The sequence below is a fragment of the Leeuwenhoekiella blandensis MED217 genome, from assembly GCF_000152985.1.
GTDB classification, from domain to species: Bacteria; Bacteroidota; Bacteroidia; order Flavobacteriales; family Flavobacteriaceae; genus Leeuwenhoekiella; species Leeuwenhoekiella blandensis.
Window position 1 is genome coordinate 1,310,355 of sequence record NZ_CH672395.1, and the last position, 23,909, is coordinate 1,334,263.

General features: G+C 35.7%; 26 protein-coding genes and 1 pseudogene. 5 read left to right on the forward strand and 22 right to left on the reverse strand.

Annotated elements, in window-relative coordinates:
• Window positions 1-25: 25 nt before the first annotated feature.
• The 3 genes and pseudogenes from MED217_RS05715 to MED217_RS05725 form a co-directional block, all read right to left on the reverse strand.
• Window positions 26-448: a sulfur reduction protein DsrE gene (locus tag MED217_RS05715; protein WP_009779538.1), complete on the reverse strand. Its 423-nt coding sequence runs from the start codon at window positions 446-448 to the stop codon at window positions 26-28.
• Window positions 449-452: 4 nt separating this feature from the next.
• Window positions 453-851, reverse strand: a pseudogene (locus MED217_RS05720) (DoxX family protein).
• 129 nt (window positions 852-980) lie between these two features.
• Window positions 981-1,301: a hypothetical protein gene (locus MED217_RS05725; protein ID WP_009779540.1), complete on the reverse strand. Its 321-nt coding sequence runs from the start codon at window positions 1,299-1,301 to the stop codon at window positions 981-983.
• Window positions 1,302-1,681: 380 nt separating this feature from the next.
• On the opposite strand from MED217_RS05725, the gene MED217_RS05730 reads away from it, so the two are divergent.
• Both MED217_RS05730 and MED217_RS05735 read left to right on the forward strand, forming a co-directional pair.
• The gene (locus MED217_RS05730; RefSeq protein ID WP_009779541.1) at window positions 1,682-2,239 is read left to right on the forward strand and encodes a YeeE/YedE family protein; all 558 of its coding nucleotides are present in this window, start codon (window positions 1,682-1,684) and stop codon (window positions 2,237-2,239) included.
• 2 nt (window positions 2,240-2,241) lie between these two features.
• Window positions 2,242-2,655: a DUF6691 family protein gene (locus MED217_RS05735; protein WP_013071261.1), complete on the forward strand. Its 414-nt coding sequence runs from the start codon at window positions 2,242-2,244 to the stop codon at window positions 2,653-2,655.
• A 74-nt stretch (window positions 2,656-2,729) separates the two neighbouring features.
• Here MED217_RS05735 and MED217_RS05740 read toward each other — a convergent pair whose 3' ends face one another.
• The 18 genes from MED217_RS05740 to MED217_RS05830 form a co-directional block, all read right to left on the reverse strand.
• On the reverse strand, window positions 2,730-3,842 hold the full coding sequence (locus tag MED217_RS05740; protein WP_009779543.1) for a DUF4238 domain-containing protein: 1,113 nt from the start codon (window positions 3,840-3,842) through the stop codon (window positions 2,730-2,732).
• 11 nt (window positions 3,843-3,853) lie between these two features.
• A complete protein-coding gene (locus MED217_RS05745; RefSeq protein ID WP_009779544.1) occupies window positions 3,854-4,564 on the reverse strand; it encodes a hypothetical protein in 711 nt (236 codons plus the stop codon).
• Between the two features lie 7 nt (window positions 4,565-4,571).
• On the reverse strand, window positions 4,572-5,348 hold the full coding sequence (locus MED217_RS05750) for a hypothetical protein (RefSeq protein ID WP_009779545.1): 777 nt from the start codon (window positions 5,346-5,348) through the stop codon (window positions 4,572-4,574).
• Window positions 5,349-5,351: 3 nt separating this feature from the next.
• Window positions 5,352-6,257 carry a hypothetical protein gene (locus MED217_RS05755; protein WP_009779546.1) on the reverse strand — a complete coding sequence of 302 codons (906 nt, stop codon included), beginning with the start codon at window positions 6,255-6,257 and terminating at the stop codon, window positions 5,352-5,354.
• 130 nt (window positions 6,258-6,387) lie between these two features.
• A complete protein-coding gene (locus MED217_RS05760; protein ID WP_009779547.1) occupies window positions 6,388-6,669 on the reverse strand; it encodes a helix-turn-helix transcriptional regulator in 282 nt (93 codons plus the stop codon).
• Window positions 6,670-6,849: 180 nt separating this feature from the next.
• Window positions 6,850-8,054 (reverse strand): IS3-like element ISLbl1 family transposase gene (locus MED217_RS05765; RefSeq protein ID WP_154648898.1). Its coding sequence is split into 2 segments (ribosomal slippage): window positions 6,850-7,775 and window positions 7,775-8,054, totalling 1,206 coding nucleotides; the frame shifts between segments, so codons are not numbered across the junction.
• A gap of 232 nt (window positions 8,055-8,286) precedes the next feature.
• The gene (locus MED217_RS05775) at window positions 8,287-9,453 is read right to left on the reverse strand and encodes a site-specific integrase (RefSeq protein WP_009779548.1); all 1,167 of its coding nucleotides are present in this window, start codon (window positions 9,451-9,453) and stop codon (window positions 8,287-8,289) included.
• A 168-nt stretch (window positions 9,454-9,621) separates the two neighbouring features.
• The gene (locus tag MED217_RS05780) at window positions 9,622-11,172 is read right to left on the reverse strand and encodes a type I restriction-modification system subunit M (RefSeq protein ID WP_009779549.1); all 1,551 of its coding nucleotides are present in this window, start codon (window positions 11,170-11,172) and stop codon (window positions 9,622-9,624) included.
• A gap of 110 nt (window positions 11,173-11,282) precedes the next feature.
• On the reverse strand, window positions 11,283-12,170 hold the full coding sequence (locus tag MED217_RS05785) for a hypothetical protein (RefSeq protein ID WP_009779550.1): 888 nt from the start codon (window positions 12,168-12,170) through the stop codon (window positions 11,283-11,285).
• Window positions 12,163-14,613, reverse strand: a complete 2,451-nt coding sequence (locus tag MED217_RS05790) for an N-6 DNA methylase (protein ID WP_009779551.1) — start codon at window positions 14,611-14,613, stop codon at window positions 12,163-12,165. The genes MED217_RS05785 and MED217_RS05790 overlap by 8 nt, the downstream gene beginning before the upstream one ends.
• 60 nt (window positions 14,614-14,673) lie before the next feature.
• On the reverse strand, window positions 14,674-15,675 hold the full coding sequence (locus MED217_RS05795) for a helix-turn-helix transcriptional regulator (protein ID WP_009779552.1): 1,002 nt from the start codon (window positions 15,673-15,675) through the stop codon (window positions 14,674-14,676).
• The gene (locus tag MED217_RS05800; RefSeq protein ID WP_009779553.1) at window positions 15,675-15,971 is read right to left on the reverse strand and encodes a type II toxin-antitoxin system RelE/ParE family toxin; all 297 of its coding nucleotides are present in this window, start codon (window positions 15,969-15,971) and stop codon (window positions 15,675-15,677) included. The genes MED217_RS05795 and MED217_RS05800 overlap by 1 nt, the downstream gene beginning before the upstream one ends.
• On the reverse strand, window positions 15,971-16,195 hold the full coding sequence (locus tag MED217_RS05805) for a type II toxin-antitoxin system ParD family antitoxin (RefSeq protein WP_009779554.1): 225 nt from the start codon (window positions 16,193-16,195) through the stop codon (window positions 15,971-15,973). The genes MED217_RS05800 and MED217_RS05805 overlap by 1 nt, the downstream gene beginning before the upstream one ends.
• A 110-nt stretch (window positions 16,196-16,305) precedes the next feature.
• Window positions 16,306-16,776, reverse strand: coding sequence for a hypothetical protein (locus MED217_RS19100; RefSeq protein WP_009779555.1), 471 nt, complete (start codon window positions 16,774-16,776; stop codon window positions 16,306-16,308).
• A gap of 129 nt (window positions 16,777-16,905) precedes the next feature.
• The gene (locus tag MED217_RS05815; protein WP_009779556.1) at window positions 16,906-17,283 is read right to left on the reverse strand and encodes a hypothetical protein; all 378 of its coding nucleotides are present in this window, start codon (window positions 17,281-17,283) and stop codon (window positions 16,906-16,908) included.
• A gap of 11 nt (window positions 17,284-17,294) precedes the next feature.
• On the reverse strand, window positions 17,295-17,573 hold the full coding sequence (locus MED217_RS05820) for a hypothetical protein (RefSeq protein WP_009779557.1): 279 nt from the start codon (window positions 17,571-17,573) through the stop codon (window positions 17,295-17,297).
• A gap of 156 nt (window positions 17,574-17,729) precedes the next feature.
• Complete coding sequence (locus MED217_RS05825; protein ID WP_009779558.1) at window positions 17,730-18,434, reverse strand: hypothetical protein; 705 nt, start codon at window positions 18,432-18,434, stop codon at window positions 17,730-17,732.
• 279 nt (window positions 18,435-18,713) lie between these two features.
• Window positions 18,714-18,968 carry a helix-turn-helix domain-containing protein gene (locus MED217_RS05830; protein WP_009779559.1) on the reverse strand — a complete coding sequence of 85 codons (255 nt, stop codon included), beginning with the start codon at window positions 18,966-18,968 and terminating at the stop codon, window positions 18,714-18,716.
• 452 nt (window positions 18,969-19,420) lie between these two features.
• Between MED217_RS05830 and MED217_RS05835 the strand changes: the two genes are divergently transcribed.
• Entirely contained in the window at window positions 19,421-20,209 is a 789-nt protein-coding gene (locus tag MED217_RS05835) for an RNA polymerase sigma factor (RefSeq protein WP_009779560.1), read from the forward strand.
• A gap of 2 nt (window positions 20,210-20,211) precedes the next feature.
• Window positions 20,212-21,309: a hypothetical protein gene (locus MED217_RS05840; RefSeq protein ID WP_040533284.1), complete on the forward strand. Its 1,098-nt coding sequence runs from the start codon at window positions 20,212-20,214 to the stop codon at window positions 21,307-21,309.
• A gap of 1,002 nt (window positions 21,310-22,311) precedes the next feature.
• On the opposite strand, the gene MED217_RS05845 is transcribed toward MED217_RS05840, so the two are convergent.
• Window positions 22,312-23,196 carry an AraC family transcriptional regulator gene (locus tag MED217_RS05845; RefSeq protein WP_009779562.1) on the reverse strand — a complete coding sequence of 295 codons (885 nt, stop codon included), beginning with the start codon at window positions 23,194-23,196 and terminating at the stop codon, window positions 22,312-22,314.
• 92 nt (window positions 23,197-23,288) lie between these two features.
• On the opposite strand from MED217_RS05845, the gene MED217_RS05850 reads away from it, so the two are divergent.
• Window positions 23,289-23,633 carry a DUF983 domain-containing protein gene (locus MED217_RS05850; protein ID WP_009779563.1) on the forward strand — a complete coding sequence of 115 codons (345 nt, stop codon included), beginning with the start codon at window positions 23,289-23,291 and terminating at the stop codon, window positions 23,631-23,633.
• Window positions 23,634-23,909 lie beyond the last annotated feature (276 nt).

Genomic DNA, 23,909 nt, shown 5'->3' on the forward strand with positions numbered 1-23,909 from the left:
GTTGTAAATTTTGCTTTTTAGATTCTTATAGGCTAATGCTTTTATATCCCTTTTTTTGAAGTTGAAAATTGTAAAGAATTCCGTTATCGACAACCTCAATTTTTTTAGGGACTTTTGTTTTATCGACTTTAAACTTTTTCAGTGAGAAACCGCAAGCTATAATGTGTACCCCTGCTTTTTCGGCTTTTTCAATAAAATTGCCCATTTTTTCAACGTTCGTGATATCGCCTATTTCCTTTCCGCATATGATGACTTGAAAATCGCCAAAGGCATCGCCTTCTTCCGCTTTAAGGGCTTCGGCGGTTAGAATTATGGGTTGTAATTGAGGCACTTTTTTGGTCAGTACCACATAATTGTTTGTGTCGTTGTCCATTTGCTGTGCCTGTGTTTTGTTTATGCTGAACAGGGTTAGCACCAAAAGAATTGAACTTAATAAATACGTTTTCATTTTTTTATTTTAGAAGATTACTGGTGTCGTTCAATACAAAAAAAAGAAGTCCATCGAAGATTGCTATATTTTTAAATAAAGGTCCAAGCGTTGTTATTTGACCCACTTGAATAGTTAATGTGATGGGGATTAAGACCGCCATCAATACAATAGCCGCCCATTTTGTCCTGTATCCGATTAGAAACAGGAAGCCTGCTACAAGCATTACGATACCGGATAGGATTACAAGCCATTGAGGTTCGCCAAAAAAAAAGCGCGATACCTTTAAAGCTTGCTTGTTCTATACGCTGGGCAGTTTTTTCTACATTCACAAGGTGGTTAAACCTGCTACGAGAAAAATGCCACTTACCATTATGCGCAATAGCTGAATGGAACGACGACTGATTAAAATTTTTGTCGCCATTGTAAATGATATTTAAAATGTTTTGATTTGTGCGGTGACTGTCCGTAATAGTTCATCCTGTCATATTTTTATGGATACAGAGAACCATTACGGAAGCACCGACTTTAAATTTTGAAAATGGGAGTTGGACTAAGCCAAACGAGGTGGTGGTGAATCGTTATCTAAATAGTGATAACTTAGGTTGGAAGGGAAATGCTCGCTGATAGTTGCGATGTTTTCTGAAAAACTTGTTTCCCAAGAGAACAGTTCAAATTGAAACTGCGGGTTACAAAGACTGCTAAGAATTAAAACTTGCGAATTGGATACGTCCTTTTGAGAAATTGAAAAATCCTCTGCATTGTTAATTTTCTTAGGGGAATTTTTCTTTTTGCAAAATGGCTTGACAACTGTCATACCACTATCAAAAATAAAGCCCATAGCATTTGCATCCACGGCAATAAGTTTAGCCATAAAAATGAATGTAAGTAAAATTGGTATGTAAGTTTTAGCTTTCACAATTATGACAAAAATAAAGAAAAGTGTAAAGCCGATATGTAACCTTTGTTACCTAAGTAAGAAAAATCTTATGCTTTTATTAAAAAGATTCCACTTCTAATCCTAAAACACCAAAATAATTAAAATAGAAAGCCCACACTTATAACGGCCGATGCCTAATGCCCATAAAAAATATTCCTATATACATTAATTATATAAAGTAATATTGAAATTAAGTTTTTTAGTCGTATTATCTCTATTACTTTATAAGTTAGCTGAAATTAATCATCACTTCTGTAACTATTGTTACAGAATCACTTTCGTAAAAATATCATATTTGCTTCAAATTAATTAAAATGAATTGGATATATGAGCCTTGGCCGTGGTATGTAGCGGGACCTCTTATTGCTTTTGTGATGTTAGTTTTATTGCTCGTAGGAAAGCAATTTGGGATGTCATCAAACCTACGCACGGCCTGTGCAGCCCTTGGAGCAGGAAAAGCAGCAGATTTCTTTAAATTCGATTGGAAAGCAGAGCGATGGAACCTGATGGTCGTATTGGGTGCAATTATTGGTGGTTTTTTAGCCTCAAACTATATGAGCGACAATACGGTAGAAATCAATCCTGAAATCGCACAGCAACTCTCAGATGATTATCAAATAAATAGTGCAGGCGAAAGTTATCTGCCGCCAGAAATTTTTGCGACAGATGCATTGAGTGACCCATTTATCATCGTGGTATTGTTAATAGGTGGCCTATTGGTTGGTTTTGGGGCAAGATACGCAGGAGGTTGTACATCGGGACACGCAATTTCCGGATTGAGCAATCTGCAATTGCCCTCACTTATAGCTGTCATAGGTTTCTTCATCGGTGGGTTGGTAATGATACATTTAATTTATCCTTTAATCTTTTAAAAATGAGATACATCACATATTTGGCCATTGGTATTTTCTTTGGAATCATAATGTTCAAATCCGAAGCAGCTTCGTGGTTCCGTATTTATGAAATGTTCCAGTTTGGCAGCTTCCATATGTATGGTATAATAGGTTCAGCTTTGGTTATCGGAATTCTTGGCGTTCAAGTCATAAAACGTAAGAATATCAAAACCTTGAATGGTAGCGAAATGAGTCTCAAACCTAAGAATAAAAGCGTTGCTCGATATTTAATAGGTGGGATTATCTTTGGTCTGGGATGGGCGCTTGCAGGTGCTTGCCCAGGACCTATGTATGTACTGATAGGTGCAGGATACGTTTCTATTTTGATTGTGATTGTTGGAGCAGTCGTAGGGACTTTTTTATATGGCTTGGTTAAGGATATGTTGCCGCATTAAATCGCTTAAAATTTATTATTTAATCAACAAGAGTTTACCTATGTTCTACTATTCTACGGTTTCCTTCAATTTAATTAATGCCAATGACCACTTGCTGTCAAAAGTCTTTTTAAATTAATGAGTTGATCTTCATCTTTAAAATATTTATGGCTTAACATTTTTTTGAGTTGACTGATTGCTTCTTTAGAAGTAAACCCTTTTTTTCTGCAAAGCAAATCGAACTTTTGCATCTGTTCTAATTTGAATTTTGCTTTCGCAACAAATTCTTCTGCATTTTCAGCGTCTTCATAACTTGATTGAATTTTGAAATGAGTTTCTATTGTTCCTGGCTTTCCAATTATCAACTTCTCGGCATTACTCTGAACTATTGCATTTGTAGTAAAAACGTAATCCCTATCGTGAACCATTCTATGAATTCTGGTTTGACCGTCAGCGATATTGTTAGGGAAAATTTCCAAATAATATTGAGTATCTAAAGGCAAAGTTATTACAGAGTCAGGATTGAAAAGACCTTCGAATCGAGTTGATTTGATACCGCGGATAGAAACTGGATTATCACAGGTAATCAATGGTGCATTTTTGTCATTGATTCGGTGTACATTTATCGTACAATCATATTTGAAGTCCACAAACTCTTTCCATTTTTCTAAATGTTGCACCAAGAATTTAATTCTGTTTCGCTCTTTAAATTCGTGTCTAACTTTATCAATATCCTTCATATTGAACTCGTGCCTTTCTTCTTCGAACGTAAATTTCACATCGCCTTTTTCATCGGCGTGTAATGTCATTCTATCTAAAATTTGGTCTGTAAAGGCATTTTGATGATTAAGAAATCTTGGTGTTCTAAAGTAAAGGGATAGACACACGTATAATACCTGTCTCTTTTGCTCAGGGGTCAATACTTTCACATTTTCATCAACGAGCAATTTATATATTTTGGGAAATTCTGAATCTACGTGTTCAGCATAGTGATGTTCTAAATCGTATTTTCTATCTACTTCAGCATTCGGAATTGTGTAAAGATTTTTTTTGAAGCAAATACTTTTTGTACTGATTTGTTTCAACAGAAATTCATCTTCTAACTTGTAGGCATCAACAAAATAGTTGCCGTTTTTTCCTTCAACGCCAAAATTTTTCAGGTATGAGCGAGGAATGTAATGCTGTTTTATTGGTTCGTTTTTGGCCATATCTTTAAAACTTAATTGTACAAGCCAGGAATATAGGTTTTTGGTGTAAGAAACGGTATGCTCAACCTGCCTTGAACAGTTTGGTTGAACTTATAATTTTTGAAATCTGTAATCTCAAAAAAATCATCGCGCGTTGGCTCAGAGTCTAAAGAATAGACCAACCCGAAAGGCGGATAGGTTATTTCACCAAGATAATGATACCCTTTGCTGGTTCTTGCCATTCCCCAACCATTCCTAACTTGTTTTGTGGATGTATGATAAATAAAAACTCTTAGATTTTTAGGAAATGTTTGTGAATCTTTATTCAATAGAAAGCTTGAAAGCCCTTCTAAATGTAGCAGTTGGTCACTGGTGTCAATTGCCATAAACATAGACAATATTTGCTTCAAGACGTTAAGAGGTTGTATGGCGTATTCAAAAGTGATGACCCTTGATGCCCAAACTCGATTGGTCAACGCCATCATTCCCTTATAGGCGAATTTCTTGTAGCTGTCCCCATAGTAACTACCTGTAAGGTTGTTGCAAGATTTGCATAAGTAATAGCCACCTGCACCTTGATTACTTCGAATTTTCTTACCGTATAAATAACTGTTTTTGTCGTGTATATGAACAGATTTTTGAAATAATACAGGTTTAGAATTGAAGGCGCTTTGAGGTGGAACGTGCTCAAACGTAAGTTTTCCGTAATTACCGCAAATTCTGCAAATTCCTTCTTTCTTCAACTAATACTTAGTAATTAAGGTTTTTAATTTTTTTAGTTAATCTTTTATCTTGAATTCTTTCTTTAGCTTCTCGTTCAATCCTTATACCCAGACCTTTCGTCTGATTAATATGGTTTGATGTAAGTTGATTGACATAGGCATAGATTATTCCAACTTCCTTATTCATTTTTGTGTTCCAGTCGAAGTCATAGAGTTCTTTCAATTTATCAGTCGGTGTTGTTCTGAATACGAAATTTTGGTTTCTATAGTGCCTGCCATCGTCCAGCAATATGACCATTAAAAAGACCTTACTAAAACCTATCTTTATGTATCCATCTGCTTGCTTTGTTCCTTTTTTCTGAACGCTTGTAATCTTGTTGATTTTCGGCGATTGATTTTCTAAGGATTCTGATTTTACTATTTTACATTCTATCCCAATTGCATTACTTTCATCGCCTGCATTGTAAATAAGAATATCAATATCGCCAGGTTTCTTTTTAGGTTCAGTAATTGGTTCTTTTACGCCACAATGATGGATGACAGAGGATGATGAAAATAGCTTTCTGTATAACATTTGTTTAAAATTATCATTGCTCATTAACCAATTAATAACATCGTCTTCATTTTCAAAGGTTCTGGTCACACTTACATCAGACTCAGTATTATTTACAAAAAATGAAATTTTTGATGAACCGTCTATTTGCCGAATATCTGAAATCACGAATTCTGTGACTTCATATTCAGGCTGTGGTTTTTTGCGAAAAAAAGCCTTGATACTATTTCTTATTGATGCGAATAGCTTCATTTGCTAAAATGGCAATATTTGGTCAGTAAATTGCTTGAATATTTCGCTGGCAATAGCTTTATCAAAAGCTTCTTGAGTTACCAAATCATATAATTTAGCTTTGAGAAGTTGACCAAATGATTTTTTGTCAAGGTTCGGAATATCTTCACGTAGCTCATCAAATTCATCGAAAATAATCTGTTGACCATAACCTAATTTTTCAATTTCTGAGAGTACTTGTTTTATCAGTTCCTTTAGTTCTTCATCAGAACTGCTAATTTTTGAGTAGTCTGTAACTTGCCTTTTTCTCGCCTGTTCTATGGCATATTTACCTTCTAATTTTAGTTTGGCATTTACGTTTCTGCCGTTCATACATTCAATGAATCCCCGATTTTCGAGCATCCTTCCATAATCCCAATCTTCGCTACGACCATTTAGTTTTACACCGTTACCTTCAAGAATCAAATTTAAAGAATGGTATTTTCCATCTTTGTAAAGGTCGTATAGTTTTGAAAGAATAAGGTCGAGTATGCCGTCGGTGTCCAGATTTTGACGTTCGTTCAAATCAATTTCATCAGGTCGCACAATGGCATCTGAAATAAAAAGAATTTTCAGGTAGTAGTTAAGCCCGTTTATTTCATCCTTTAGGGCCTGAATAGTGTTTTTTATCTTTTGGTCAACCCCTAATTTCATTCCCAGATTATAGCCTTTCTGAGCTCTGAACTCATAAGCGAAATTAATATGTTCCGGCTCAAAAGATTTTTTAACGAAGCTTATCACAGTATTTTCCCAAGACTGCTTTGCATCTTTTAATTCGGTAAATTCTTCTTCGCTTCTTGAAGACTTATATTTTTCAAGAAGGACTTCGCCCTCAATTATGTATTTATCGATTTGACTTTTGAAATCTATCCATTTGACCTTTAAAACCATATGCAAATTATATGGTGGTAAAGGTAGCGGAATGAAAATCAGAAATGTTAAAATTTCAGTCGAAGATGTTCACAGTTGGTAAACAATTACATACAAAAGAATATAGAAGCTACAGATGGGATTATTGATTTTATCTTTTTTTCAAGATGTAACTTAACGCTTCATTTTGAATCTCAGACTTAGATTTTCGATTGTTCTGAAGCAACCATTCATTGAGGCGATTGATATCAAAAAAAATGAGTTTGCCATTTGGCTTGCTGTGGGGAACAATTCCGGCAGAAGTTAATTTGTATAGATAGCTGCGTGAAATTCCGGTGTACTCGCAAGCCTCGTCCAGAGTAAGCACCTGTTTAGAGCCTAACAACAAACGCTCAATTCTATCGAGTTTTTCTTGAATTTCAATAATATCCATAACAATTAGTTCAATATGTTGAACTCTATAAAGCGCGTAGTTTCTTATAGTAGAATTCAGAAACTAAAGGTATAAATATGCTAAATAGAAAGTGCTGGACAACTACATTACTTATTCACAAATATCATTGAATAAGACGATTTGGACTTGCAACAAAAAACTGGACTTTAAGTTGAGTGACTATGCTGCTAGTTTTTGATTATACATATCTATTTCAAATTCTTTAATAGTTCTGTTTCCTAAGTAGGAATGTCTTCTTCTGGTATTGTACCAGGTTTCTATCCACTGAAAGATAGATAACTCTGCCTGTGATTTAAGCTTGTATTTATGCCAATATACCCATTCTACTTTCAGAGATTTAAAAAAGGATTCAGCTACGGCATTGTCCCAGCAATTACCTTTTCTACTCATCGATTGTTTTACCAGGTCATTATAGCTTTTAAGTAGATTAGTAAATCTTTGGCTGGCATATTGGATACCTTGGTCTGAATGGAATATCAAAGGTTGTGTTAGTGTGGTATTTTTAATAGCCATCTGCCAAGCTTTTATAACAGTATCCTCAGTATTTAGGGTATCACTTAAAGCCCATCCTATAACTTTTCTATTGAATAGATCAATGATCACTGTTAGGTAACTCCAACCCTGATTGGTCTGAACATAGGTAATATCGCTTACCCATACTTGATTAGCCCTGGCTACATTAAAGCATTGGTTCAACAAGTTTGGTGCTATGGGATATTTATGGTTACTATCGGTGGTGGCTTTAAACTTACGCTTCCTCTTAGCGTATAAATAGTTTGCCTTCATTATACGGGCTACCCGAGGCTTTGATACCTTAAAGCCCAAAGCTTTCAATTCAGCCTTTATTCTAGGAGCTCCATAGCTTTGGTGACTATCTTCAAATATATCTTTGATTAATGAAGAGAGCTTCTGATTTTCTTTCCAAAGGGTGCTAGGACCAGATTTCAACCAGTGGTAATAACCGCTTTTACTCACGGCTAACATAGTGCACATCTTCTCAACAGGAAATTTCATACGATGCTGTTTTATGAACCTGTATTTTTCTTGTCGCTCGCGGAGAAGATGCCAATCGCCTTTTTTAAGATATCACGTTCTAATTCGGCTTCTTTGAGCTGTTTCTTTAAACGGGCTATCTCTTTTTGTTGATCGGTCATTTTAGGGTTACCACGGCCGGGAAAACTATTTTTACCATAATTCTTTTGCTCTTTACGCCACCGGTAAAGAACAGCAGGTAAGATATCCAGGTCCTCACAAACCTGTGCTACACTGCCTTTGGCGTAACTTAATTCTACTGCTTTTTGCTTAAACTCTAAAGTGTAATGTTTGGCTTTACGTCTCATGATTGCTAAGTTAACAACTTGCAATAATATTCATTCAACTCTATGTCCAGTCTAATGTAGTAATTCCAATTAGACTTGTTTGACTATAAATGAGTTCAAATTTAATTAGCCTCATTTAATTGATAATCTAATGATGGATTTTACCGTCCCAAATCATTGGGGAAAACACCTATGACTGACAGTTATTAACAATTAGACCACCGAAACAGTACTAAAGCGCCCTTATCTCAAAGTAAAGGAGGTTTTGGCTTTAAATTTAAACAGCAGTTTCTAAAATATCCAGGTCCAGTTTGGGGACTAAGTTTGCTGCCTCTTTCATTTTCTTGTCAATAATCTTGGCATAAATTTCAGTAGTTCTTATTTCCTTATGCCCCAAACGTTTTGAAACCGTATAGATGTCTGCCCCATTTTCGAGTAGTAAGACTGCATTGGTGTGGCGTGCAGAGTGAAACGTGATATGTTTCGAAATACCGGCAGCCATACACCAACGAAGCAATTGAAGATTCATATAGGCACTATAACGCAAGTTGGTAAAAACCCTATCTTTTGGTTCGGAACGTTTCCCCAATAATCTTCTCGCTTGTTTTGATATGTATAGATATTCCATTCCTTCAGTTTTCTTTTGCTTAAAAACTATTCGGAAAATTTCGTTATCTGACTTATCAATTCCCTCGTCCCGTACTTCGGACCAGGTTAGTTTGTGAATATCCGACCATCTTATCCCTGTCAAGGCAGAAAATAGGAAAGCATCTTTGAAAACCTGAATGTTGCAAGGGGTTTTTGCAAGCCTTTTTAATTCATCAGAGGTCAAATATTCTCTTTTGGATTCACCCATCGCAAACCCCTTCACTTTTGCGATTAAGTTTTCTTTCAAATACCCTTCTTCAAACGCAGCTCGCATAGCCGCTTTGAACTTATTGAAATAGGTATGCTTCGTGTTCTGGGATAAGTTCTTATTACTTTTTGTAACAGCAACGGTATCAAGATACTTTTTGAACCCTTTGATAAAGTCAATATCAACTTCGTTGAATGAAATATGGTTTGGGCAGTAGTTTTCTAAATGTTTTTGAGCAGCATCCCAGTTGTCATAATTGCCCTTTGTCTGATAGCGTTCCTCTTTCTTTTCCTCATAAAAATCGAGAAAACTTGTCCTTCCTTTGGAATTATTTTGGATTTTATATTTCCCTTGATAGATTGAAGCCTTCCTTATGGCCAAGATTTGTTCGGCCAGTTCAAGCTGTTCTTTGTTTTTCTTCTTTTCAGAAACCTTTGTCGGATTAGTAGTTAGATAAAGCTCTAAGTACTCAAATTCTCGAAGATGCTTAATCTTACCTTCAGCGGTGGTCTTATGACCTTTGTAGTATTCAATATAAAGACTTGTTTTTCCACTTTTCAATTTCTTCTTTCTTAGATGGACTTTCATAACAGGTGTAAATTTTTACACCTCGGGTGTAAAAAATAATTTTGAGGTGTAAATTAGGTGTAATAAAAGTATGAAAATCGGATAACCAAGAGAAAGTAAAAACTCAAGAGTTATTAACAGTAATTTGATTTACAGTCAATTACAGGCAAATAAAATCAAATAAAATGTCTAACTATTTCCCTCATAAACAATTTCTTTATATCGGTTGATGGAAAGATCCCAATCATTTTCTTTAATTTCTTCAATGGGTACTAAAAAAGATTGTGAGGTACGGTCTGCATAATTGTGCGTGCAAGTACTTTCCATAAAATGATCAAACCCTAGGTTTTTCGGGATATCGTTCACGTGTAAGAGTTCACCTTCTTGGGTATGCATTTTACCCCAATAGTCACTTTTTAAATAGTGGTATTGATCTAAAATTTGGGGTAAGTTAAATTTGTCGTGGTCTTTCGCTAAGGCGTCAAGCTCTTCTTGGGTTAAGGCTTTCGAGAACGCAAAATTATTAAAGGCTTCTTCATCTACCAGTAAGTTACGTTTGTCATCCAAGCTTTTACCATCGGCTTTCATATCGTAAAACCATACGTGATCTGTACCACCATTATCGGTTTTGGTAAAAATGAGAATGGCTGTGCTCACCCCGGAATAGGGTTTAAAAACCCCACTCGGTAAAGAGATCACCGCTTCAAGCTTATGATTATTTACAATCTCGCTACGTATACTTTTAAAGGCTTTTCCGCTGCCAAAAAGAACTCCGTCGGGTACAATCGCTGCCGCACGACCTCCTTTTTTAAGTTGGCGTAGCATAAGCGCTAGAAAGAGTAATTCGGTTTTAGTAGTTTTAGTAACGTTACTCAAACCAGGAGCAATGCTTTCTTTATCTATTGTTCCCTTAAAAGGAGGGTTTGCTAATACTAAAGTATATGCATCACTCACCTCATTATCTTTACTTACCGCATCTACATCTACAATATTAGGTTCTTCTACTCCGTGTAGAAACAGGTTCATCGAGGCAATACGTAGCATTGTGGCGTCAAACTCGGTACCGTTAAACATATGCTTATTGATATGTTCTTTATTTCTGTCTAGCTCTGTAATGTCATAATGCTTATCAATATACTCTTTGGCAGCCACTAAGAAACCGGCAGTACCCGCAGAAGGGTCACAAATAGTATCTTCAAGTTTAGGCTGCATCATTTCAACCATAAGCTTAATAATATGGCGGGGTGTTCTAAATTGGCCGGCTGTACCACCACCTTCTAGTTTAGAAAGGAGGTACTCATAAATATCTCCCTTAATATCTTGATTAGACATATCTAAACGCTCTAGCTTTTCCATCACCTGATCTAGCGTCGCAGCTTTGTTGATACCAAAAGAGGCATCTTTCATATAGGTGCTAAACAAGCTTTTTTCGCTACCCAGACTTCGAATAAAAGGAAAAATACCATCCACAGAATTAGTGAATATACTGTGTCGCGCTTGTACATCTATCTCTTTCAGATTCTTCCACCTAAAGTCTTGTTGATCTGGTCCAAAAATTGGGGTGAATTCTTTATCAAGACGCTTCGCCATTCGCTCATTACGCGTTTCGGTCTCATCTAAATCTTTGATAAAAATGAGATAGGTAAGTTGCTCGACAATGGTAATTGTATTAGATATTCCACCGGTCCAGAATGTATTCCAGATGGCATCTATTTGTGATTTTATTTCTCCTGTAATCATATTGAGCTAATATATTTATGTTTTTTAAGCGTTCGTACCGCATTAAATAAGACATAAACTTCTTTTAATTTCGTTTTTCGTGAAAGCGAGATCAAAAAAACCTGCTTATTTTATATATAGTTGTTGTAATGAGTTTGTGCAAATTCTGGTAACCACTCCAGAATCTCCATAAATAAAAAGGTATTAGCTAAAAAAGGAATTTTTACAATCGTCTCGTCAGAGAGGTGCGAATATTCGTTTGTAGATTCTTTAAGTTTTCTAAATGCAGATTTAATAACCTGTGGAACTTCTTTATTCAATTTATGGCCATCGATATTTCTATCCTCCATATATTTAGTGCAATGTTCTTGAATAGGTAGACCTTTATCATTAAACAAGGCATCGGGAATACAGGGTATTTCTTTATTAAGTGATACATAAATACCTTCAAGTAGATCTCTTTGCACATTAATATTTACTTTTCTAAAATCGTTATTGACATATGCTTGAGTAATATCAATAAGGAGAGATTCATATTTACTTGAAACTATACCTAAGTTAAATGATTCAAAAGCTTCAAAGTAACTGTGCTTTAATTGCGTTATCTCTCTGTTTTCACAAGCTTCAACTAGTAGATTAAATAAATTATCCTCATCTTCTTCAACGCCCTTATTAAAAACATAAGGAAAAGCATTTTTAAACTCTCTTGAATTATATGTTTCAGCCTGCCCTGTTAGAACAATGAAAGCTATTGACCTGTCTTGGTCCCTAATCCTATCTTTAGCCTGATGAACCCATTTGGTATCTTCAGAGCCGGGCTGATCTGTTTCATTTTCAAAAAACTTTGCATCAAAAAGGACAGCATCATATTTTGATGTGTTATTCTCAAACTCAGAACATCCGCCATTCATAGATTTATATGGAAAAAGCTTTATATCAAAATCAACTGCGGTTTTGTGTAAAGCCTTCATAGACTCATGCTCATCATCGATCCACAGGACATTATATTTCTTACTCATTTATCATTGGTATTATTGGGAAACTAAATTTGAATATAACTGGAAATACTTCCTCACTATTAAGAATAAGTTCCCATTCTTCGTTATCAAAATAAGATGCTATTCTATTAATATCGTAACCTCCCAAACCAGTTCCTTTACTGGGATTTGCAGTTGTGTATTTAGCACTAAATTTTCCTTTATCATAGTTTCGAGGAAAGGGCTTTCCATTGTTACGTATTTCCAATATCATTAAATCTTCTGTAACCTTAAGTTCAATTACTAATAAATTCATCACATTTCCATCTTCAAAAGCGTACTTACTCGCATTTGTTAATATGTTATTTAACAGTATTTCAAAAAGTGTAAGGTTAGCCTTTATAGCTTTCCCTTTTGTTTCTTCAGGAGATGCTTTGTCATAATGAAGGGTGAAATTTTGTGATGACTTGTTTAAGTTCATCAAAAGGCTATTTATTTCTTTAAGAGAAATTACATTTAATTCAAAATTACTTAACACTAGACCTTGCTCTCCTTTTTCTAAAATTGAACTAATATGGTTTATATCATTTTTAATTTGACCTATATCTTCGGTTAGATTATTCCCGTACATACTCCTATAATTTTTTTTAACTTCTAAAAAAGCTTCAGAATTATTGTTTTCAAAAAATCGTATTAGACTTTTTGTATTTGATAAAATATTCTGTCTAGGAGCTCCGAGTGAATGTTTGAGAGACGCAAACTCATCAAAACTTTTTACTTGTTTTCCGTGTGCTAACGCATTGCGTTCTTGCTGAAGTATTTTGAACTTTTCAGATAGCTCTAGAATTCCCTGAACCTTAGCTTTTTGTTCTTCAATGGATGGCAAAGCTATCTTTATTGCGAAAAAGTCAGCTCTATTTAATGAGGTTATAGCTCCGGGGTTTTGAAACGCTGAGACTTGTTTGAGAACGTTTGGTGATCTTAGTTCGCTGATTAAATAGTGTGGATTGACTTCAAAGTTCTCAGAATACACTCTTATAGCTAGGAGATCTATTCCTATATAAATCGGCTCTCCTTTGTACTCAAATAAAGTAGGCTTAAGCGACTTCCATCTCGTAGAAATAAGGATGCAGTCATTTTCTATCTTGATAGAATGAGATGGAAGTTCTCTTTCTTTAATCTCATTTAAATCTAATTGATAAGAGACATCATTGTCTTTGAGATTACTTGTACGAATAAATTTGCCTATTAGTGTTTTTTCTTTACCTACGCGTTTTCCACTGATTCTTTTTACAACTTTGATAAGTGGAACACCTCTAAAATCTTCAACGAAATATCTTTGAACATTTAGATTATAATTGTTTTTCCTAATTTGTTCAATTGGTACTTCAACTACTGCTTTAGATCGACTGAATTTATATAAATGTTCTAACAATCTATTTGTTTCAAGTCTTTTCTCACGTTTACCTTTACTTTCAACGAAAGAAGAGGCATCTATCATTTTAATAGTTCTATTTATATTTTTCTTTCTTGTTAGAATCATTATACAAATAGGAATTCCAGTGTGTTTTAGCATACCACTAGGCAAAGAAACAATTGTTTCTATTAATCCTTGTTCTACTAAAGACTCTCGAAGTCTTTGATCATCACTACCTCTAAAAAGCATTCCTTGTGAAACAATACAAGCAACTTTTCCATCAAAATTTATAGATTCTAAACCTTTGCATATAACATAGGTTTCAGCGGTCATTTTCTTTCTACCAAAATAATGAGCTATATATGGGTCAATTTTGTAATTGAAAGGAGGATTAGATATTATTAAATCAAAATTATTTGTTCCTGGCCAATTGTGTATAGAGTCTTCAACTCGATAATTAATTTGAGTATGCTTATGTAGCCTCATTAAGCGTAACATTCCTAAAGCCCAAGTAGAACTAACGATCTCTTGACCATAATAATTTTGATTCTTGTTCAAATGTGTTGCAAATGAAGCTAAACCAGCAAATGGATTAAAAACTGATGCCCAATTAGGCATATCTGCTATTTCCACTACAAACTTGCTTATTTCATTTGGAAGTAAAAATTCTCCTGAATATTTACCTTGATTATCTGCGAGTCTAAAAAGTAGATCATCAAAAATTTCATCAAAATATCGATCTAGGATTTCATTATTAAACATCGTTAATTGATGTAGTACCTCATTGAGTCTTTCTTCTGGGATACTCTTAAGGATAGGTATATAGACATTTAAAATTTCAGAATATTTTTGTTCACTTTCTAAGGAAGAAAAAATATAATTACATAGACTGTTGGAAAAATCAATATGAACGTTTTTAATTATTCCATCGTAATAAGCAGACAATAAAAAAAGATATACGTGATGATGTTCTACAGGCAATATACCTCGTAGTAAACTCATTGATTTCCAAACTTGATTAGTAATCATTTTTACTTCAGCACTATCTCTATAATTATCTTCTTTCATGTACTCTTCGAAATTCAACACTGCAAATAAACTTTTAAACTATGCATAATATTTGCATAGTTATTCAAAATATAACACTTTCATTTGACTAGATTGTTCTTTTAGAAGAACTCTCAATTCCTTTGGTTCTAAAACTTCTACATCTTTACCATATGACATTATCTGCTGAATTAACTCCAAATTTATTATGCTATCGAACCATACCTGATCTTTTTTATCTCCTTCAAAAAATTCGTCGAAGTCAGCTATAAAAGGTTTTGTTTTAAAATAATTTTCTCGGCCGTTGAAGAAACGTAAGACAACTCTTTGAACATTAGCTTCCTGAGGTCTTCTAATACCAACCATTGTCCTAAAGAAGGTTTTCCAATCTGTTTTAGACTCTTCATAGATTAGTTCTTCTAGTGGTTCAAAATCCAAAAGTCTTTCATCTAAGGGGATACTCCATTGTTCAATCCCTTTAGTCTTATTCAGACCATAAGCAAACCATCTCCGGTTATATTGCTTTAATATGTGAGGATGAAATTCGAACACTGAAGAAGACTCATCCTTAAATCCTCTAAAACTAATTTGTAGCACCTGTTTTTTTTTAATAGCTAGATACAAGGGTTTAAGTAACCTTATTCCTTTGTATTCCTCATTATGGTCATAGAATAAGATTTGGGATAGGCCACTATCTTGTTCTTCTTCATCTTGAAATTTTATTAATGCCTCTGCAAGCTTGTTGTATCTAGGATGGTTTTCGAATCTTTCTAATAATTTAAGCGTTGCATCAACCAAATACTGCTCGTATTCAAGTAAAGGTTTTTTAGCTATAGAGAATTCAGGATCGGAATATTTATACGTCCGAATATTAGGAGGTAGAGGAGCATTAAAGCCTTCTGCTTCACGGCGGAAAACATCAAGGTCAGAGTCCAGTTGACGTAATTTTATTTGCTCTCCATCATAATTCTCATCAAGTCTATCATTGAGATAGGAAAGAAGTTCAGCTTTAGAAAGTTGTAAGTTTTGAAAGCAATAATCTAAAACGTTGTACCTAAAGTGAGCGTGTTTACTGTTTGCCATTAATCAATTAACTTAAATCTTCTCAAATCCCTACTTCCGTGTAATACTCTTACAATTCTTAAATGGTTTTCAAGTATTCGATAAAAGATGATATGAGAAGCAAAGGGTAAACTGTAGAGTCCAGGCTTAATTTCATTACGTTGTTTTCCGATCTCAGGATTAGTGGCGAGAAGCTCAAAATGATTGCGCAACTCAACTAAGTACTGCAATCCCTGAGAGACACCAAACTTATGCAGCCCAAACTCATAAATAGCTTCAATATCCTCTTGAGATTTTTGAGAAAGGATGTAGCGCATTAAGGATTTTTCTTTGCTTCGATGAGTTGATCCATGGTCATCGTGCTGTCCGGACCGTCCCATCCCAATTCAATTTCTTTTCGTAAATCTTGTATGACTTTTTCTCGATAAATACCGTGAAGCCGTAAAGCATCTCGAATAACCTCACTGTTATTTTGATATTCCCCTGAAGCCACTTGTTCAGAGATATATTCTTCCTGTTTTTTAGTGAAACTAATATTCATAGTCTTATGTCTTTATTTGATAAATATAGACATTTTATAAAGAATGTTTATTGTTTTGAGAGTACTAGGTTTATTTTAGTCTAAGGAGTTAGGTATAATAGGGTTCTTTATTAGGGAGAGTGTTTATTCTGTTTATAATTCCAACCGGTTTTAAACCCAACAAAGGAAGCGAATAGCACCAGCAAGGCGTTTATCAGGATCAAGGCATTTCCTATAGTACTTCGCAGGGAATGAGTTTGAACATTGAGTGTACTGGCATCAAATACGTTCGACATAGATTGAATCAAAGAAATGCTACTTGTCAGTATCAAAACAATTAAGGCACACGCAATTATAAAAACAAAATTGGCATATAAATTTTTAAAATTGCTACAAAGCATTCGAAGGAGATAAACAAAAAAGAAGAGTAGCGCACTCAATACCGTGAAAAAAATGATATCAGAAATTACAAAATACGTATCGTGTATATTGATATCCAAAGTAGAATCGGCGGTAAAGCTGTCAAACCCATCAAGGAAGAGGTGAAACAATAAACTTAAACTAAGGGTTCCAAAAAACCAAAGAAGTTCTTTTCGTATCATGCATTCCAAGTTAAAATAGAGTCTGTACCTCGAGAAATTTACTGATTATATTTTATAGCTTTTGGATAAAAACCAACTTTAAAGAACTGGACTAAGGCTTTTCCTAAGATATGGTGTTGAGTGATGTTTTTATTTATTTTTTAGCTGTTCAACATATCTCTTGTGGTTATTAAAACCGTTCTTAGTGGAGTTTTCCAAATCGACCATTGCATCGGTTCCAGTATCATAAATCTGCCAATGATACTTTTTCGATACTTCAATCAAGGCATAAATTGCGTTTTCTCCGTACAACGAAAGCATTAAGTTGCTTGAATACTCATTATAGCAAAAGAATTCAATCGTAAAATCAGGACCAATTAGTTCTCTGTGATTATTGTCTTTTTTTATTCGGTCAAATGAGCTTTCCAAAATTCCGCTAAAATCAGTTGGCTCGAGTTGGTTTTCGTCAAGTTCCGCAACGGATACAATTTTCTGTTTTGAATTAAAAAGTACAATGTCCCAACTCATTTGAAATAATATTATGAATTCAATTTACAGTTTAACTGTTTAATTCTGTTTGATTGTTCAGTGGTTAAATTAGTTTCTGTTTCAGATATCACGTAAGTTAAATGTTCAAATGCACAACCAAATTCGTCCTGTTTTAAAAACCCTGAAATAATTTCTCCACAGTCCAGAATTCCTGAACTTTTTGGTTCTGTAGATTGGATTTGACTTTTCCATTGGTCATTCAAAATGTTTTCAGATAAATCTCCAATCTCATTTTTTAAAGTTTTCCCGAAACTTGATTTGAAATTCATAGTGTCTGTTAAATGGTGTACAATAGATTTACAACAGTCACTTTATCGCGAGTTGGTGAAGTAGGGGACGTGGAGTTGTCGGTTTTACTTTTTATAGTCACTCTTTCTTATTTGATAGATCGCTATTTGTGATGAATTGGTGTGGTTTGCCGTTTTTTATATTCCATTGCTACTTTTCCAATTGCTCATTGTTGTTGGATGTTCATGGTCCATTGGATAATTCCGGTTTACAAAGTCCAACTGTTTTGGTGTTAATAGAACAAACATTCCATCATTTCCACAATGTATTGGATAAAACTGCTCTTCTGAATTTTGTCTTCTCAATTCAGCGTTCAACATTTCTATAAAATTCACGTAAGCGATACCCCAATCCAAGTCGGAAAATTGCCCATCAAATGCTGTATATTCAATCCCGTTGAGTTCAATGCTGTGTTTCCAACTATTTTGGTCTTGTTCGTTTTGTTCATTCTCGAATTTTAATTCAAGTCCAAGTTTTTCAAAAGTTGGTTTTACCTGTATTAAATATTCAGTTAATCCGCCAATCTCGAATAGTTCCTCACAATCTACCCATTGATAGCGATTGTCCATAAAATGCAGGGTTTCTCCACGCATGGGTCCTTGAAAGAAGTTTAAGTCCGTGTACGCTTTTTGAAAGACGGCTTTAACCGTATCCAATTCAGATGTGTTGGTCAGATTGAAATAACCCAAATTTTCTAATTCTGCCACGATTTCTTTTCCGCTTAATTTTTCTTGAATTACGTGCTCTGGATTTGGGTTTTTGATTTTAGAAGCAGCACGATCCTTTTTGGAATTGCAAGCCAAAAAAGGGAGAAGAAATAGGATTAGAAAAAGCTGTTTCATTGGTTTTGTCAAATTGCATACTACTTAGTATAACAACAAAATTGTGTTGTTTCTATAAAAATAGACATTTAAGTAACAAGTACTTTACGCAATTCTATAATCTAATAAAATGTATAGCTATTTCAGGATTAACACCTAAAAGTGTATAGCCCCATCAGTGCTAAACGACGCTCAGATAGAGATATCCTGCAACTTCCAGGTTCACCCGAGGATACTGCATAGATAAAGCATAGATAGAGTATGGATAGAGTATGAAGAGCTTATGAAAGGACTATAAAATTAATTACCTGTTTCCTCCAGTGGAAAATCAAAATTAAAAAGATCTTTAGGATGTATTTCCAAACCTTTAGCTAATTCAAAAACAGTTGGTAATTGAATTTTTATTTCACCCTTTTCAATTTTACCAATTGCGCTATGTTCTACATCACATTTCTTAGCAAGGTCTCTTAGACTGATTTTCAGCTTTTCGGTTCGGTGGAATTTGACAATCCTTCCAAACTCTAAGAGAAGGCGTTTTTTCTGATCTTCATTCATATCAAACTGGTAATTAGCTATGAAAGTGAAGAATCTTAATATAAAAACTGTAGTCTTATGAGACTACATTCAAATATTTGTTTATATTTACCTCATAATTATATATTTGCGAAACTTCTTTAAGTAACATATTAGAAGCATTCGCTTTGAATCTCGAATCGAAAACTGGTAATTTTTAGTACACGAGAGGATAAGCAGGGATGCTCACGACCCGGGCGTGGGCTCTCACTTATTGTGTACAGGTATACCAGTGCCACGATTCGATAAGTTGAGACCTGCGCCTTTTCTTTTTCTCAGCACTTCTCAACATTCAAGCCGTGTTTCTTCCTTAATGAAGGTTAGCTGCCACACCCCAATTTTAACATTGGCAAATTGCCGGGTACCCCTATGCCTACAAGCAAGCCAAGAATCCCCTAAACTAATGCTTATGTAAGAACTAAAACGGGTTAAGAATGAAACGATTTTCAGCAGACAAACACTATACAGGGTTCAAACACGGCTGCCCTAGGGCCTTCAAAGCCATTTATACCCAATACCATCGGCAGATCTATTGGATGGGGCGGAGTTTGATCAAAGATGTCTTTGTGGTAGAAAGCTTGGTACAGGACACTTTTCTCACGCTATGGGAAAAACGCGAAAGCATCGAGTCTCCACAACATCTGGTCAATTTTCTCTATACCGTCATTTCCAACGAGTGCAAATGGTATTATGCGCGGCCCAAAAATCAGTTTAACCGGGAGTGTTATGCTTTAGAAAAGATAGACAACTACCAAACCTTTATGCTAGGCTATGACCCCACAGCGGTAGACGTACATCTAGAAGACCAACAACAGCAGCAAAAGGAGTATGAGCAGGTGATTAAGGTGTTACCCCTCTTGGGTGCCCAACGCCAACGCCTTATCGAACTTTGCTTGCAACACGGTTTTAAATATAAAACCATTTCCGAGCAGTTGGGCATCAGCATCAAAGAAACCAGTAATACACTCCAGCACACCATCGAAGAGATCAAAAACATCCTGCACCAAGGCTATGTACTCCAACCTCAGGAAGCTAGACAAAAAGAAGATGAAGTAGGGCAGATGACCGCTCAGGAAGCTCGGGTACTTGCTCTTCGTTGTGAGCAGCACTTCTCGTTTGCCCAGATCGCTAACGAACTCCAACTTTCTCAAAAGGAAGTACACCGCGCCTTTACCAAGGCCTATAAGCTCTTACAGCAGCACGAACACTTACAATCTGCTTGATGATGAACAACAAGACCTTAAGCCTTACCCGTAAGATCCAACTCAAGGTAGATCTGCCTACCTATGAAGAGCGTAAAGAAGCGATTGGTAAACTCTACCAATGGCAAAACCGCTGCTTTAAAGCGGCCAACATTATCGTGACCCATTTATACTGCCAGGAAATGATCAAGGAGTTCTTTTACCTGACCGAGGACATCCAATACAAACTAGCCGATCAAAAAAAAGAGGAAGACGGTATTTTAAACCGCTCGCGCATCAACACGACCTACCGGGTGATCGCAGACCGTTTTAAGGGAGAGATCCCGATGGAGATCTTATCCAACCTCAATCGCAACCTCGAAAGCAGCTTCAATAAAAACAAACCCAAATATTGGAAAGGCGAGCGCTCCCTTAAAAACTTTAGGCGGGATATTGGTTTTCCGTTTCCTGCGCGCTGTATGTGGGGCTTCAAGCACGATCCCGAGCGTAATGCCTTTTGCTTTCGCTTATTTCAGATTCCCTTTTGCACCTATCTGGGCAGGGACTTTTCCGATAAGCGGGACCTTTTGCATCGGGCGGTAAAAGGGGAGGTGCGCCTACGCACCTCAGAGATCAAACTGACAGATACAAAGATCTTTTGGTTGGCCGTGTTTGATATCGAGCAAGAGCAGCACGCCTTAAAACCGGAGGTCATTGCAGAAGCTTCCTTATCGCTGGAGCACCCCATCAGCGTCAAGGTAGGCAGCAAAAGGTTAAACATCGGGACCAAAGAAGAATTTTTGTATCGTCGCCTAGCCATCCAAGCCGCGCGGAAGCGTGCCCTGGCGGGAACCGTCAATTCTCGCGGTGGTCACGGCCGCACCCGCAAGCTTAAAGCGGTGGAAAAATATAAGAACAAAGAAACCAAGTATGTCAATCAGCGCTTACACGTCTACAGCAGAAGACTCATAGACTTTTGTGTCAAACATCAAGCCGGCACCTTGATCTTAATAAATCAGGAAGCCAAGATCGAAGCCGCCAAAGAAAACCAATTCGTCCTTAGAAACTGGAACTATTACGAACTCATTAAAAAAATAGAATACAAAGCCAAAAAAGCAGGAATTGAATTGGTCATAGATTAAAATACGTGTTCATAATTCTTATTCAAAAAGCGGCCTATTTTTTAGATCTGTAGTAAAACAAGTAAATACCGCAGCGGTTTGCTATCCGCAGGCAAAGGGATTTGCGTAGTTTTCAAGGATGTAAAAATAAGCCTTGTCCCGAAGCTTCGGGATTGTTTCTTTTGCATCAAGGCAAAAGAAAAGGAACACAAATGCTATTCTATAAAGTTTATAGAGTGTTCCAAATACGGCTGTAGTTAACAACAATGCGTATTAATAGTAAATACAAAAGGAGAGCTAGGATAAGCTCATTAAAATAGAGTTTTATGTTTATGCAAGCATAGGAATAAGTTAGATTAGGTTAATTAATAGTTTACATCAAGCACCTTTCTCTGGCGGGAGAAGGGCGGGGGGATGAGGCGAGAAATGCGCAATTGCATAAAAAATATTGAATTCAAAACCTTGAATTTTGAACAATAATAGCGGGTACTTGTATACCCATAACGTGAGGTTCAAAGACACTCACGAAATGCCGCGGGGGCATATACAACGCGTGGGCTTACTTTTAAAATGAGAAAGCATAAACCAAACAATCTTGAATTTATACAATCTTAAATATTGAATAGAATCGGAGGGTGCTTGTCCACCCGTAAGGTGAGGTCACTGGCACTCACTAAATGCAAAAGCATATACAACGGCGTGTTCATCTACACTTAGAAAACAAGAGTTTTTTAGTTAGTCACATAAAAGAAACAATATTGAATCTTCAATCTTGAATTTGGATTAGAATATGAGGGTACTTGTATACTCGTAAGGTGAGGCTTGGGCACTCACTAAATAGTATACAGCTATATACAATGGCGTGAGTTTTTTTAATTGAAAGAGAGTTTATATGCTTTTGAATAAAAAGACAGTGATAAGCCAAAAATTACATTTATTTAGCTTTTTGCTAAAAGCTACTGTCATTCTAAATCAATACTCCCCATTCACAAATCTTCATTATGGCGTCGGTAAACCACCTCATTACGAATGCTTGCTGATATGTTCATACCTCTTTTGAAAAGCTAATGGACTCAACCCTGTATTTGATTTAAAATATCTAGAGAAATAAGCATAGTCAGAAAATCCAAGACATTCTGCAATTTCTGAAAGTGAACGTTCAGAATGTACAATGAGTCTCCGGGCTTCCAGTATAACTCGATCTGCAATCAATTGAGTAGTGGTTTTATCAAGAGTTTCGTGGACTACACGATTTAGGTGTCTGGGTGTAATGTGTAATAAATCTGCATAAAACCGAGGTAATTTCTCCTTTTCAAAATAGGTGTTAATTGCCTGTTCAAGCTGCTCCAGAATTTTAAAATAACCCGATTTGGAATACTTTGTTAAATCAATAGTTGATGTAAACATTCGGGTGAGCTGTATGTAAATAGCGTTGATCCCGTTTAGAAGTTTTAATTCTCTTAAAATCCGAGTATTTACATATTCATCCAAAACATTTTCAAAGAGTGCTTGCACTTCGTTTTTGAAGTCGATATGTATTTGAGACACATTATGGTATGGATAGTAAAACGGAAAAATCTCAAGTTGATGTACTAAAGAATACATCTCATAAAAGGCTTTACTGTGAAAAAATATATAACCCTGAGGTTTTTCATCAAACTTCCAGAAATGAGTTTGGCCAGGTTTTATAAAAAAGACACTTCCCGGGTTTATGTCATATGTGTTAAAATCAATTTCATGAATACCATTACCTCTGGTAAAAAAAACACATAAGTAGAAGTCATGACTGTGAGGCTTGCTAATCAAGTTTTTGTTTTTCAGCAAATGATCGGAAAACCGATTTACATAAACTTCATCTGCAAGTTCTGCAGGCTTAAACTGGTCTATATTGAGAACAGGGGTTTTCATAGAAATGTCTTAAAAGTACAAAAATGTACGTAAATGGTTAATGTGGGTATTAAACAAGCTGCCCTAATTTTGCTAAGTAAATCTCAGTTACCATGAACACTATTATAAATATTCTTAAAGGAACCTGTCCCAATTGTGAAGAAGGCTCTATTTTTAAAACAAAGGGTAATATTTTTTTATTACGTATGCCTAAAATGAATGAGCGTTGCAAAACCTGTAATCATAAATTTGAAAAGGAAACCGGCTTCTTCTTTGGCGCCATGTTTGTTAGCTATGCTATTGCCGTTGCCGAAATGATAGCCAGCCTCGTACTTTTTTGGATGGTTATGGATCTTTCGCCTCTACTGGTTTTTCTTATCATTGCTGCGATAGCCTTTGTGACCAGTACGTTTAATTTCAGGCTCTCTAGGACCATTTGGATTTACTTGTTTAATTAGTACTTAATACCTAAAAGTATGACCACTAAACTGTAAGAGTGTTTTCCACTTAGATTTTCTAATGTATGATCAAAGTGCCAGATAATTGGACGCTCACTTCCGTGAAGTCTACTCTGATGGATTCTCATAACTAGTTCAGGGTTAATACCAAGAATCATAATTCCTCAACTCAAGACTTTGAACAAAATAAGAGGTGCTTGTGCACCCGTAAGGTGAGGTCACGGGCACTCACCAAATGCAACAAGCATATACAACGGCGTGTTCATCTACACTTAA

Excerpts from the sequence above, each read along its gene's own strand:
- MED217_RS05820 (WP_009779557.1), bottom strand. The coding sequence starts at position 17,573 with ATGAATTTCAAATCAAGTTTCGGGAAAACTTTAAAAAATGAGATTGGA.
- MED217_RS19100 (WP_009779555.1), bottom strand. The coding sequence starts at position 16,776 with ATGATACGAAAAGAACTTCTTTGGTTTTTTGGAACCCTTAGTTTAAGT.
- MED217_RS05785 (WP_009779550.1), bottom strand. The coding sequence starts at position 12,170 with ATGAGTAAGAAATATAATGTCCTGTGGATCGATGATGAGCATGAGTCT.
- MED217_RS05755 (WP_009779546.1), bottom strand. The coding sequence starts at position 6,257 with ATGGTTTTAAAGGTCAAATGGATAGATTTCAAAAGTCAAATCGATAAA.
- MED217_RS05760 (WP_009779547.1), bottom strand. The coding sequence starts at position 6,669 with ATGGATATTATTGAAATTCAAGAAAAACTCGATAGAATTGAGCGTTTG.
- MED217_RS05825 (WP_009779558.1), bottom strand. The coding sequence starts at position 18,434 with ATGAAACAGCTTTTTCTAATCCTATTTCTTCTCCCTTTTTTGGCTTGC.
- MED217_RS05795 (WP_009779552.1), bottom strand. The coding sequence starts at position 15,675 with ATGGCAAACAGTAAACACGCTCACTTTAGGTACAACGTTTTAGATTAT.
- MED217_RS05830 (WP_009779559.1), bottom strand. The coding sequence starts at position 18,968 with ATGAATGAAGATCAGAAAAAACGCCTTCTCTTAGAGTTTGGAAGGATT.
- MED217_RS05780 (WP_009779549.1), bottom strand. The coding sequence starts at position 11,172 with ATGATTACAGGAGAAATAAAATCACAAATAGATGCCATCTGGAATACA.
- MED217_RS05805 (WP_009779554.1), bottom strand. The coding sequence starts at position 16,195 with ATGAATATTAGTTTCACTAAAAAACAGGAAGAATATATCTCTGAACAA.
- MED217_RS05735 (WP_013071261.1), top strand. The coding sequence starts at position 2,242 with ATGAGATACATCACATATTTGGCCATTGGTATTTTCTTTGGAATCATA.
- MED217_RS05850 (WP_009779563.1), top strand. The coding sequence starts at position 23,289 with ATGAACACTATTATAAATATTCTTAAAGGAACCTGTCCCAATTGTGAA.
- MED217_RS05840 (WP_040533284.1), top strand. The coding sequence starts at position 20,212 with ATGAACAACAAGACCTTAAGCCTTACCCGTAAGATCCAACTCAAGGTA.
- MED217_RS05775 (WP_009779548.1), bottom strand. The coding sequence starts at position 9,453 with ATGAAAGTCCATCTAAGAAAGAAGAAATTGAAAAGTGGAAAAACAAGT.
- MED217_RS05835 (WP_009779560.1), top strand. The coding sequence starts at position 19,421 with ATGAAACGATTTTCAGCAGACAAACACTATACAGGGTTCAAACACGGC.
- MED217_RS05725 (WP_009779540.1), bottom strand. The coding sequence starts at position 1,301 with ATGGCTAAACTTATTGCCGTGGATGCAAATGCTATGGGCTTTATTTTT.
- MED217_RS05815 (WP_009779556.1), bottom strand. The coding sequence starts at position 17,283 with ATGAGTTGGGACATTGTACTTTTTAATTCAAAACAGAAAATTGTATCC.
- MED217_RS05740 (WP_009779543.1), bottom strand. The coding sequence starts at position 3,842 with ATGGCCAAAAACGAACCAATAAAACAGCATTACATTCCTCGCTCATAC.
- MED217_RS05730 (WP_009779541.1), top strand. The coding sequence starts at position 1,682 with ATGAATTGGATATATGAGCCTTGGCCGTGGTATGTAGCGGGACCTCTT.
- MED217_RS05715 (WP_009779538.1), bottom strand. The coding sequence starts at position 448 with ATGAAAACGTATTTATTAAGTTCAATTCTTTTGGTGCTAACCCTGTTC.
- MED217_RS05800 (WP_009779553.1), bottom strand. The coding sequence starts at position 15,971 with ATGCGCTACATCCTTTCTCAAAAATCTCAAGAGGATATTGAAGCTATT.
- MED217_RS05790 (WP_009779551.1), bottom strand. The coding sequence starts at position 14,613 with ATGAAAGAAGATAATTATAGAGATAGTGCTGAAGTAAAAATGATTACT.
- MED217_RS05750 (WP_009779545.1), bottom strand. The coding sequence starts at position 5,348 with ATGAAGCTATTCGCATCAATAAGAAATAGTATCAAGGCTTTTTTTCGC.
- MED217_RS05845 (WP_009779562.1), bottom strand. The coding sequence starts at position 23,196 with ATGAAAACCCCTGTTCTCAATATAGACCAGTTTAAGCCTGCAGAACTT.